This window comes from Spirillospora sp. NPDC046719 (assembly GCF_040645715.1).
Taxonomy (GTDB): domain Bacteria; phylum Actinomycetota; class Actinomycetes; order Streptosporangiales; family Streptosporangiaceae; genus Spirillospora.
On sequence record NZ_JBEYYT010000390.1, the window covers coordinates 1 to 8,896 of the forward strand.

At 75.1% G+C, this 8,896-nt stretch carries 7 protein-coding genes; 3 read left to right on the plus strand and 4 right to left on the minus strand.

Going from position 1 to position 8,896, the window contains the following annotated elements:
- The 4 genes from ABZ914_RS40270 to ABZ914_RS40285 all read right to left on the minus strand — a co-directional run.
- Nucleotides 1-982, minus strand: a 982-nt coding sequence (locus ABZ914_RS40270) for a serine/threonine-protein kinase (protein WP_500199839.1), incomplete at its 3' end; no start/stop codon positions are given.
- A gap of 146 nt (nucleotides 983-1,128) precedes the next feature.
- A complete protein-coding gene (locus ABZ914_RS40275; RefSeq protein WP_500199841.1) occupies nucleotides 1,129-2,472 on the minus strand; it encodes a DUF4389 domain-containing protein in 1,344 nt (447 codons plus the stop codon).
- 54 nt (nucleotides 2,473-2,526) lie between these two features.
- Entirely contained in the window at nucleotides 2,527-3,489 is a 963-nt protein-coding gene (locus ABZ914_RS40280) for a quinone oxidoreductase family protein (protein ID WP_500199843.1), read from the minus strand.
- A 65-nt stretch (nucleotides 3,490-3,554) separates the two neighbouring features.
- The gene (locus ABZ914_RS40285) at nucleotides 3,555-4,253 is read right to left on the minus strand and encodes a TetR family transcriptional regulator (RefSeq protein ID WP_500199845.1); all 699 of its coding nucleotides are present in this window, start codon (nucleotides 4,251-4,253) and stop codon (nucleotides 3,555-3,557) included.
- Between the two features lie 233 nt (nucleotides 4,254-4,486).
- Here ABZ914_RS40285 and ABZ914_RS40290 point away from each other — a divergent pair, with 233 nt between their 5' ends.
- From ABZ914_RS40290 to ABZ914_RS40300, 3 genes are all read left to right on the plus strand, one after another.
- Entirely contained in the window at nucleotides 4,487-4,789 is a 303-nt protein-coding gene (locus tag ABZ914_RS40290) for a hypothetical protein (protein ID WP_500199846.1), read from the plus strand.
- Between the two features lie 517 nt (nucleotides 4,790-5,306).
- Nucleotides 5,307-5,582, plus strand: a complete 276-nt coding sequence (locus ABZ914_RS40295; RefSeq protein WP_500199848.1) for a DUF6504 family protein — start codon at nucleotides 5,307-5,309, stop codon at nucleotides 5,580-5,582.
- A gap of 1 nt (nucleotide 5,583) precedes the next feature.
- The coding region (locus ABZ914_RS40300) for a DNA polymerase III subunit alpha (protein ID WP_500199849.1) at nucleotides 5,584-8,896 on the plus strand (3,313 nt) is incomplete at its 3' end.

Consider the following 8,896-nt stretch of genomic DNA (forward strand, 5'->3'; position numbering starts at 1 on the left):
CGCCGGCCGGGCCGGGGTCGCGGCGCGTGGCGTCCGCCTCGAACAGCGTGGCGGGGGCCGGGTGAGCGTGCGGCGCCTGCACGGTCTGGTCCGTCCCGGCGCCGTGCCAGCTCGCCTGGACGGTCTGCGCGAGCACGGCCGGGTCGGGCGTCTGCCCGGCGCCGACCAGGCGGCCGAGCAGCTCCTGGACGGACGGCCGGTTCCGCGGGTCCTTGTCGAGCGCGGCGGCGACGATGTCGCGCAGGCCCGGGTCGAGGCCGTCGAGCTTCGGCTCGTCGTGCGCGACCCGGTAGAAGATCTCCGGGACGGTGCTCCCGGAGAACGGCGCGGTGCCCGTCCCGGCGTAGGCGACGACGCAGCCCCAGGAGAACACGTCGGAGGCCGGGGTGACCGGCTCGCCGCGCAGCAGCTCGGGCGGCAGGTAGTTCGGCGTCCCGACGAACTGGCCGGTGCGGGTCGGGCCGTCGGCCGCGTCGAGGGCGCGGGCGATGCCGAAGTCGATCACGCGGGGCCCGGTGGACGACAGCAGGACGTTGGCGGGCTTGAGGTCGCGGTGCACGATCCCGGCGCCGTGGATGGCCGCGAGCGCGGTCGCCACGCCGACCGCCAGGCCCTCCAGGTCGGAGCCGGGCAGCGGGCCCCGCTCCCGGACGGCGCTCTCCAGGCTGGGGCCGTCGATGTACTCGGTGACCACGTACAGCGGGTCCCGGTCGAGCTCGGCGTCCACCACGGGCGCGGTGCAGAACCGGCGGACCTGCCGCGCGGCCGTCACCTCGCGGCGGAACCGGTCGCGGAACGGCGCCTCCCCGGCCAGCTCGCGGTTGATCACCTTGACGGCGACGCGCCGCCCGCCGGCCTCCTCGCCGAGGTAGACCGTGCCCATGCCGCCGCGGCCGAGCCGTCCCACCAGCCGGTAGGGCCCGAGCCCGGTGGGGTCGTCGGGGCGCAGGGCCTCGCCGTTCTCTCCTGCGTGCGTGGTCATTGGTGTGAAGTTCCTGGGAGGGGGTTTCCGGACGTTGCCGGTGGTTTCGGGTAGCACCCTAGTGGCCGCCGACGTTTCAGACGCGCGAAGGACCGGCCGGGTTCGCCCGGTCCAGGCGGTTCCGGCGGCCCGGCGGGCCCGGCGGGTCAGCGGGCCCGGCGCGCGCGGGGCAGCGTGCGGAACGGCGGGATCTTCTCGCCGGTGAGCCCGAACGCGTACGCCACGACGCGGCTCGACCAGCGCTGGCAGCCGACGGCCAGGCCGTAGAGGGGGCGCGGGTAGCGGCCGGTGAACGGGATGACCACCCAGCTCACCAGCATGACCAGCACCAGCGCGGTGTACATGAGCAGCATCACCAGCAGGTGCGGGATCACCAGCAGACCGCGCAGCAGCGTGAACCAGCGCCGTGGCCCGCGCCACACCTCCGGGAACGGCAGGTCGACCACGACGGTCTCCTCGTCCGGCCAGGGGGAGGCGGTGGCCTTCGCGGGCGGAGCGGCGGTGGGCGCGCCGTCGCCGAGTGCTCCGCCGGACGGCTCGGCGGGACGCGGCTCCGGGACCGCCGCCGGTGCGGGGACGGGAGCGGGCGCGGGCGGCGGCGGGGCGGGCGCCCCTTCCGGACGCCGCCAGGCCGCCGAGACCGTCTCCGCGGTCCGCGCCGGATCGGCCGCCTCCTGCCCGACGAGCCGGGCGAGGAGCCGCTCGGCGGTCGGCCGCCTCCGCGGGTCCTTGGCGAGCGCGGCCCCGACGATCGCGCGCAGGCGCGGGTCCAGGCCGTCCAGCACCGGCTCCTCGGCGCCGATCCGCCGGAACGTGTCCGCGACCGACTCGCCCTGGAACGGCGGGCGGCCCGTCCCGGCGTAGGCGATGACGCAGCCCCAGGCGAACACGTCCGACGCCTGCTCGACCGGCCCGCCGTGCAGCACCTCGGGCGCGATGTAGGACGGGGTGCCGACGAACTGGCCGGTGCGGGTCGGGCCGTCGGGGGCGTCCAGGGCGCGGGCGATGCCGAAGTCGATCACGCGGGGCCCGGTGGACGACAGCAGGACGTTGGCGGGCTTGAGGTCGCGGTGCACGATCCCGGCGCCGTGGATCGCCGCGAGCGCCGTCGCCACGCCGACCGCGAGACCCTCCAGGTCGGAGCCGGGCAGCGGACCCCGCTCCCGGACGGCGGCCTCCAGGCTCGGGCCGTCGATGTACTCGGTGACGACGTACGGCGGGTCCTGGTCGAGCTCCGCGTCCAGCACGGGCGCGGTGCAGAACCGGTGGACGCGGCGCGCCGCCGTGACCTCCCGGCGGAACCGGGCGAGGAACGCCGGCTCCCCGGCCAGCTCGCGGTTGACGACCTTGACCGCGACCCGGCGCCCGTCCGGCTCGGCGGCCAGGTACACGGTGCCCATGCCCCCGCGGCCGAGCCTGCCGAGCAGGCGGTAGGGCCCGAGTACGCGGGGCTCGTCCTGATCGAGGGGGTCGGCGGTCTGAGTCGTCATGGAGGCAAGGTTAGGGGACCCGGCGCCCCGCTGATCATCATTAGGGGATGATCGTCAGGGGACGAGGAGCAGCTTCCCGGTGGTGCGGCGCGCCTCCAGGTCGGCGTGCGCGGCGGCCGCGTCCGCGAGGCCGTACCGCTTTCCGATGTGCAGCTCCAGCGCGCCCGACGCGATCCAGCCGTACACGTCGGCGGCGCGTTCCAGCAGCTCCTCGCGGGTCGCGGTGTAGTGCGCCAGCGTCGGCCGGGTCAGGAACAGCGACCCGGCCGCGTTCAGCCGCTGCGGGTCGAACGGCGGTACCTTCCCGCCCGCCGCCCCGTACAGCGCGAGGACGCCGCGCCGCCGCAGGCTCGCCAGGCTGCCGTCGAACGTGGGCGCGCCCACACCGTCGTACACCACCGCGACGCCCTCACCGCCGGTCAGCTCCCGCACCCGGTCGGCGAAACCGTCGTAGTCCAGCACCTCGTCGGCGCCCGCCTCGCGCGCCGTCCGCTTCTTCTCCGGCGTCGAGGCGGTCCCGATGACGCGCGCGCCCGCCGCCTTGGAGACCTGGGTGAGCAGCAGGCCCATCCCGCCCGCCGCCGCATGCACGAGGACGGTGTCGCCGGGCTTCACCTCGTGCACCGAACGGGTCAGGTAGTGCGCCGTCATGCCCTGCAGCAGCGCGGCGGCCGCGTCGTCCAGGCCGACGCCGTCCGGGACCGGCACGACCTTGTCCGCCGGGACCACGGCCTTCTGCGCGTACGAGCCCTGCACGTTCGACCACGCCACCCGGTCGCCCACCGCGACGTCGCCGACCCCCTCGCCGACCGCCGCGACCGTCCCCGCGCCCTCCACGCCCGGCACGTACGGCAGCGGCTGCGCGTAGGCGCCCGTCCGGTAGTACACGTCGATGAAGTTGACGCCGCTCGCCGCCACGTCGATGAGCACCTCCCCCGGGCCGGGCACCGGGTCGGGACGCTCGCCGGGCACCAGCACCTCGGGTCCGCCGCTCTCGGAGACGACGATCGCGCGCATTTCCACTCCTGCCGTTCGGGGAACTTACGACAACGGCGAACCCGGTGCGCGCGCGGGCTATTCCGTCAGACCCAGTCGTGCATCGTCCGGTCGACGAGCGCCACCGCCTCCTCGACCCGGGCCGCGACCGTCTCCGGGTCCCAGATGTCCTGCCGCGCGCAGTCCTCGAACGCCACGCGCGTCGCCGACGAGTAGAACGCCACGACGATCCGGGGCCGCAGGTCCGCGAGCGGGTCAACGCCCTCCCGCCGCGCGATCTCCTCGGCGAGCTTGTTCTCCGCGGCCTTGTACCGCGCCATCTGCGCCGAGATCAGCGTCGGCGTCGCCTCGATCACCTGCCGCACCCGGCGGAACCGCTCGCTGTCGGCCGGATCGCTCCCCGCGATGGTGCGCAGCACCACCCGCAGCGACTCGAACAGCGCGGTGAACGGGCGCTCCTCCGGCGGCCGCGCCGCCAGCGCCTCCTCCAGCACCTGGTCGTGCTCGGCGAGGAAGCTCGTGACGACGTCCTCCTTGGTGGCGAAGTAGCGGAAGAACGTGCGCTGCGACACCTCCACCGCCGCCACGATCTCGTCGATCGTCGTGGCCTCGTAGCCCTGCGCGAGGAACAGCTCGAGCGCCGCGTCGATCAGCGCGAGCCTGGTCCGCTGCTTCTTGCGCTCGCGCAGCCCGGCCAGCTCGTGCCCGGCGCGGTGCGGGGCGTCCTCGTGCTCCGGATCGCCTTCCGGCGGATCCGGCTCCTCGCCGGCGGGGGCGGCGGTCATCGGCTGACTCCTTATCCGGGCCGGGCGCCGGACGCCCGTCTCAGAGAGGCTTGTATCACGGACGCACCCTCCGGATCCGAACCGGGTTCCGTTCGCTGGAACCCGTACAGGGAGAACACCGTCCCACTCTCTGTGTTTCCCTGCGCGGCGCGCCGGTTCGGGTCATCCTGAGAGCCGGTCACCAACCGTCGCCGCCCGATCGCCCAAGGTCGCCCGGAAAGACGGTCCGGATCATGCTGAGGCGGCTGATACAGGTGTCTGTAGTCGAGGGACGAGAGATCGCCGAGGTGCGTCGCCGGCACCTGGCGACCCTGGCGGGCGAACTCCACGCCCGGGGTCTGACCTGCCGGTTCGCCGGACCCGGCGAGAGCGTGCTCAGCGTCCACGGCGCGGGCGCCGACCGGCAGGTCATGGTCGTCGCCACCCCGGTCGGCACCGGCTGGTCCTACCTCTGGCCCGGCGGCGGCATGGCCGACGTCACCACCGCCCCCGACGTCGCTGTGTCTATTTGCATCGCCCTTGGCGTCAGGCCCTAGAGGGCCTTCCTTCGGCGGGCGCTGCGTGCGATCGCTGTGTTGATTGCACCGCCCTCGGCGGTCGGGCCCTGGGGGCCCTCCCTTCAACGGGCGCTGCGTGCGATCGCTGCATCGCTTCGACTCGCCCTGGGGGCTCGCTGCGCGATCAAGTTCTCGCAAGCTCGAACTTGGCTTCGCTCGCGATCGCGACGGTTCTGGTCGCCGCGTGGCTGGGCTGCCGGCTGAGGTGGTCCCGCCGGTCCGCCGGTCCGCCGGTCTAGGTGGTTGTGTCGGGATCGCGCCACCACGACCGGCGCTCCCGCCCCGCCCAGCAAGACCGACGCCCCCAGCGCGTCCACCCCAGCCAGGCCGGGAGCGCGTCGGGGGCGTGACCAGGGCGTCGGCCGGGGGCCGTGCCGGCGGTCGCGCGGACCCCGCCTTGCCCGGTGGTCGCCGGGGTCTCTAGACTCGGTCGCGAACGTATGTTCGAACGGCCGCATGCTCCTTCCCCCGTGCGGCGAGCACGAGGGGGAGGCAGATGACACGCGTGTTCGGCGACCCGGTGGACGTCTGGGTGAGCGACGGGCGTCCGGTCCGGTTCGTCTGGCGTGGCCGGCTCTACCGCGTCCGGCGGGTCCTGGAGCACTGGGTCACGACCCGCGACTGGTGGCGGGAGCAGCATCCCGACGGCGAGGCCACCGGCGAGCGGGAGTTCTGGCGGGTCGAGGCGACCCCGGACCGGGAGATCGGGGTCTACGAGCTGCGTTACGACGCGGTGTCCGACAGCTGGCTGCTATCCCGGGTATGGGATTGACGTGCACCTTCACGTCGCTTCGGCGTATTCGCTCCGGTACGGCGTGGCGCCGCCCGCCGCGCTGGCCGCGCGCGCGGCCGACCTCGGCCTGGAGACGCTCGCGCTGACCGACCGGGACGGCCTGTACGGCGCGGTGCGGCACGTCCAGGCGTGCGACGCCGCGGGGATCGGCGCGGTCGTGGGCGCCGACCTCGGCCTCGCCGGCGGCGAGCGGGTCGTGGTGCTGGCCGAGGGCCGCGCCGGATGGCGGTCGCTGTGCCGGCTGGTCACCGCGGCGCACGCGGCGGGCGAGCGGGGGCACCCGGTGGCGACCCGGGAGATGATCGGCGCGCACGCCGAGGGCCTCGTGGTCCTCCTCGGCCCCGCCTCCGACGTGGGAAAGGCCGTCGCGGCGCGGCGCCCCGACCTCGCGTCCCGGTTCCTCGACGCCTGGCGCGCGACGGCCGAGACGGTGATCGAGATCGTGGACCACCACGACGTGGGGGACGGGCACCGGGCGGCGCGGACGCTCGCGCTCGCCCGTGCGTCCGGGGTGCCCGCGGTGCTCGCCAACGCCGTCCGGTACCTGGAGCCCGCCGACCATCCGGTGGCGCAGGTGCTGGACGTGACCCGGCGGCTCGTCCCGCTGGACCGCCGGCACCTCGACGACCGCACCGGGCACGCCTACCTGAAGTCGGTGCCGCAGATGCGCCGGGTCGCCGAGCTCGCCTGCGGCCCCGAGGAGGCGGACGAGCTGCTCGCCGAGACGCGGCGGCTGTCGGAGCGGTGCGTCCTGGATCCGGGCCGCGACCTGGGGATGGACGCGGTGCACCTGCCCGAGACGGGCGGCGACCCGCAGGCCCGGCTCGCCGCCCGCTGCGGCGAGGGGATGGCCCGGCGCGGCCTCGCCGGGTCGCGGCGCGCCGAGGCGCGGCTCGCCGACGAGCTGGGCGTGATCGCCCGCAAGGGGCTCGCCTCGTACTTCCTCACGGTCGCCGACGCCGCCGCGCTGATCCGGTCGCGCGGCATCCGCTGCGCGATCCGCGGCTCGGGCGCGGGCAGCCTGGTCAACCACCTGCTCGGCATCGGCGACCTCGACCCGCTCCGGCACGACCTGGTCATGGAGCGGTTCCTCGCCGACAGCCGCGAGGGCCTGCCGGACATCGACCTCGACGTGGAGTCGGCGCGGCGGCTGGAGGCGTACGAGGCGCTGTTCGACCGGTACGGCGCCGACGGCACCGCGTGCGTGTCGATGATGGAGACCTACCGGGCGCGCAGCGCGATCCGCGACGTCGGCAACGCCGTCGGGCTGCCGCCGCAGGAGATCGACGCGATCGCCAAGGCGTTCCCGCACATCCGCGCGAGCCAGATCGGCGCCGCCCTGCGGGACCTGCCGGAGCTGCGGCAGAGCAACCTGTCGCAGGGCCGCCTCGACGTGCTGTTCCGCATCGCCGAGCGGCTGGACGGCCTGCCCCGGCACATCGCGATGCACCCGTGCGGGGTGCTGCTGTCCAACGCGACGCTGCGCGACCGGGTGCCGGTGGAGCAGAGCGCGCTCGGGTTCCCGATGAGCCAGTTCGACAAGGACGACGTCGAGGCGATGGGCCTGCTGAAGCTCGACGTCATCGGCGTCCGGATGCAGTCGGCGATGGCGCACGCGGTCGCGGAGGTCGCGCGGACCACCGGCGAGGAGATCGACCTGGAGGCCGTCCCCCGCGACGACCCCGACACCTTCGCGCTGATCCGCACGTCCCGCACGCTCGGCTGCTTCCAGATCGAGTCGCCCGGCCAGCGCGAGCTGATCGGCAGGCTCCAGCCGTGGAACCTCGACGACCTCGTCATCGACATCTCGCTGTTCCGCCCCGGACCGGTCAACTCCGACATGGTGTCGCCGTTCCTGGACGCCCGTGCCGGGACCCGCGCCCCGGACTACCCGCATCCCGACCTCGAACCGGTGCTGCGGGAGAGCCTCGGCGTCGTCGTCTTCCACGAGCAGGTGCTGCGCGTCCTCGACGTGATGACCGGCTGCGGGCTGTCGACGGCGGAGGCGGCGCGGCGCAGCCTGAACCACGAGCGCGGCCAGGCCGTCGTCGGCGCCTGGTTCCGCGAGAAGGCCCTCGCGCGCGGCTACGACGAGCCGACCGTCGAACGGGTCTGGCGGACGCTCACCGCGTTCGGCGCGTTCGGGTTCTGCAAGGCGCACGCCGCGTCGTTCGCGCTGCCGACCTACCAGTCCGCCTGGCTGAAACGGCACCACACCGCCGCGTTCTACGCCGGCGTCCTCACCCACGACCCCGGCATGTACCCCAAGCGGGTCATCCTGGACGACGCGCGGCACTTCGGCGTCCCGATCCTGCCGCTGGACGTCAACCGGTCCGCGCCCGAATGGCACGCCGAACCCGTCTCCGCGGGCGGCGCCACCGGGATCCGCGTCGCGCTGAACGAGGTCAGGGGCATCAGCGACGCCGAGGTCGGCGCGATCGTCGGCGCGCGGCCGTACGCGTCGCTGACCGACTTCTGGCGGCGCGCCCGGGTGTCCCGCCCCACCGCCGAGCGGCTCGTCCTCGCCGGGGCGTTCGACGCGCTGTACCCGTCCGGCCCCGGCGGCGGGCCGGTGCCGCGCCGCGACCTGCTCTGCCGGGTCGGCGCCCTCGACCGCGTCACCTCCCGGCCCCGCCGCTCCGGCGCCGCGCCCGTCGAGGGGCAGCTGCCGCTCGGCCACGAGGACGGCGACGGCGACCTGTCCGGCCTCGAGCTCGGCCTCGCCGAACCCGTCCCGCTCGGCGAGCTGCCGCCGATGACGCCCGCCGAGATCGTCGAGGCCGAGCTGGACGTCCTCGGCATGGACGTCAGCCGGCACGTCCTCGGCTTCTACGACGGGCTCCTCGACGGCCTCGGGATCGTCCGCGCCGCCGCGCTGCCGGGCCGCCCCGCCGGATCCGACGTCCTGGTCGCCGGGGTGAAGGTCGCGACGCAGACCCCGGCGGTCCGGTCGGGCCAGCGCGTCATCTTCGCCACGCTGGACGACTCCACCGGCCCCGTCGACCTGGCCTTCTTCGAGTCGGTGCAGGAGCGCTGCGCCGCGACCGTGTTCGGCTCGTGGCTGCTGGTCGTCCGGGGCCGCGTCCGGCGCGCCGGGGCCCGCGCCGTCTCGATCACCGCGACCGCCTGCTGGGACCTGAACACCCTCGCCGAGGAGTGGCGGCGCGGCGGCCTGGACGCCGTCCCCGCCGCCCAGGCCCCCCGCCGACCGCAGGCCCGCCCCGGCGGCCCCCGCGGCGGCCCCCCCCCCGCGGTAGCGCAGTGCCCCGACAACCCCAACGGCCCAGACGCCA